This window comes from Aeromicrobium sp. PFPM2_SD2 (genome assembly GCF_057364525.1).
Map to the genome: position 1 here is coordinate 1 of NZ_JBNFNZ010000400.1, position 2,252 is coordinate 2,252.

Below are 2,252 nucleotides of genomic sequence, written 5' to 3' on the forward strand. Positions count from 1 at the left end.
CGGGGCCGACGTCGCGTGGACCACACGGCCGAGGACCTGCTGGAGGTCGTCACCGAGCCGGTCGACGTGCTGCCGAACCTGGCGCCGGTCGCGCCCGAGCGGCTGGCCGAGCTCGTCGCCCTGGTGGCTCCCGGCGGGGTCGTGGTCAGCACCACGGTCTGGATGCCGGCCCCGAGCGACGCCGACCGGGACGTCCGCGGCGTCGACCTGTTCGTCCGCAACGACGCGACGCAGCTCGGGCACCTGGTGGAGCTGGTCGACGCGGGCGTGCTGACCGTCGACGTCGCCGACCGGGTGCCGATGGCCGAGCTGGCCCGGGTCCACGCCGACGCGGCCGCCGGCACGCTCGCCGGCAAGACCGTCGTGCTCGTCGCGGGGAGCTGACGTCGGCCCGCACGCGTCACGGGGCGCCGAGGAACGACGAAGGGCCCCTCCCGAGGGAGGGGCCCTTCTCCTGCGCGCCTGTAGGGATTCGAACCCCAAACCTTCTGATCCGTAGTCAGATGCTCTATCCGTTGAGCTACAGGCGCCCGGCCGCAAAGGCCTCGACGAGTCTAGCGCACGACCCCTCGACGAGACGAATCGGGGTCAGCCGCCCTGCACCGACTCGCGACGGGCGAGCATCCGGTCGCCGCGGCGCCGCGCGACGGTGGAGGTCCGGACCGTGAGCCGCGGGCGGATGATGCGCTCGGTCGGGGTGTCCTTGCCGGCCAGCCGCTCGAGCAGCATGGTCAGCCCGAGCGCCGCCTGCTGCGCGGGCCGGACGTCGAGCGCGGTGAGCGCGGGGCTGGCGACCGCTGCGGAGATGCCGTCGACGTACTGGGCGACCAGCACGTCACCGGGCACCGACAGCTGGGCCTCGTTCGCCGCCTGGACGAGCGCGGCCCCGAACGTCGGGTGCAGGCCGATGAGCGCATGCACGTCGGGGGTCGCGAGCAGCTGCTCGGCCCAGGCCGACACGTCCCCCTCCTCGACGGCGGACGCCGGCACCGACTCCACGACGACCTGCTCGCCCTCGAGCGTCCACTGGTCGAGCAGGGCCTCGAGCGAGTCCTGGAGGAACTGGGTCGCCCGCTCCGGCACCAGCACCCCGATGGAGCGGGCGCCGAGCGAGCGCAGGTGGTCGAGCAGCTGGCGCGCGCCGTCCACCTCGTGCGCGTGCACCGAGTAGCCGTCCGGCACGGCGTCGCCCACGGCCACGAACGGCAGGTTGAGCCGGCGCAGGCCGGTGATGCGGGCGTCGTCGGGCTGCGGCTCCAGCACGAGCACGCCGTCGACGACGTGCGGTCCGAGCGTCCCGTCGGTGGGCAGCTGCGGCATGATCGTCAGCGCGTAGCCGGCCTCGACGGCGGCGTGCGCCGCGGCGGTGATCGCCGGGGCGTGCAGGTCGGTGGCGAACACCTGGTCGCCGCTCGCGGGCGGCAGGAGCAGCCCGATGGTCAGCGACTTGCCGCTGACGAGCCGCTGGGCGGCGCGGTTGGGGACGTAGCCCAGACGGTTGGCGACCTCGATGACCGCTCGCGGGTGCGGATGTCGAGTCGTCCCTTGTTGTTCATGGCGTGCGAGACGGTCGTGACCGAGACGCCTGCCTCGCGAGCGACGTCCCGGATGGTCGGTCGCTTCGACGTCTCGGGCATGATGCTTCCCAGGATACCGGGCCGTTTTGGCAGTCATCCGGGTTTTGACCAATCTCACGGCTTGCGAGTGCCAAAACCGGGGCCGCTCAGTAGCGTGCGGAGCATGGAGGACGTCCTCGCCGACCGCCCGTTCGTGGACCTCGGCCGCTGGCCCACCCCGCTCGAGCCGGTCGACGGCACCTGGATGAAGCGCGACGACCTGTCCGGCCTCGGGCTGGGCGGCAACAAGCTGCGCAAGCTCGAGTTCCTGCTCGGTGCGGCCCTCGCCGCCGGCCAGGACTCCGTCGTGACGTTCGGGGCCGTGCAGTCGAACCACGCCCGGCTCACCGCCGCCGCCTGCGCCCGGCTCGGCCTGCGCTGCCACCTCGTGCTCACCGCAACGGTGTCGCGCGGCGGCGAGCACTACGCGGGCAGCGGCAACGTCCTGCTCGACGACCTGTTCGGCGCCACCGTCCACGTCGTGCCGGACGAGGCCACCGCCACCGCCGAGCACGAACGGCTCGCCGCCGAGCACGGCGACCGGCTCTGCACCGTGCCCATGGGCGGCAGCGACCGCGTCGGCGCCCTGGGGTGACGTCGCCGGGGCGGATCGAGCTCGCCGGCCAGCTGCAGGCC

4 protein-coding genes and 1 tRNA gene are annotated in these 2,252 nt (G+C 73.5%); 2 read left to right on the forward strand and 3 right to left on the reverse strand.

The genetic code is table 11. From position 1 onward, the window contains the following. Positions 1–384 (forward strand): zinc-binding dehydrogenase (locus AC2W7G_RS14200; protein WP_485869006.1); only part of this gene is annotated, 384 nt, incomplete at its 5' end. A gap of 73 nt (positions 385–457) precedes the next feature. Here AC2W7G_RS14200 and AC2W7G_RS14205 read toward each other — a convergent pair. From AC2W7G_RS14205 to AC2W7G_RS14215, 3 genes are all read right to left on the reverse strand, one after another. After that, positions 458–530 (reverse strand) — tRNA-Arg (locus AC2W7G_RS14205). 58 nt (positions 531–588) lie between these two features. Beyond that, entirely contained in the window at positions 589–1,401 is an 813-nt protein-coding gene (locus AC2W7G_RS14210) for a substrate-binding domain-containing protein (protein ID WP_485869007.1), read from the reverse strand. Positions 1,402–1,439: 38 nt separating this feature from the next. Further along, on the reverse strand, positions 1,440–1,637 hold the full coding sequence (locus tag AC2W7G_RS14215; protein ID WP_485869008.1) for a LacI family DNA-binding transcriptional regulator: 198 nt from the start codon (positions 1,635–1,637) through the stop codon (positions 1,440–1,442). Positions 1,638–1,740: 103 nt separating this feature from the next. On the opposite strand from AC2W7G_RS14215, the gene AC2W7G_RS14220 reads away from it, so the two are divergent. Continuing rightward, entirely contained in the window at positions 1,741–2,211 is a 471-nt protein-coding gene (locus tag AC2W7G_RS14220; protein ID WP_485869009.1) for a pyridoxal-phosphate dependent enzyme, read from the forward strand. The last annotated feature ends 41 nt before the right edge of the window (positions 2,212–2,252 follow it).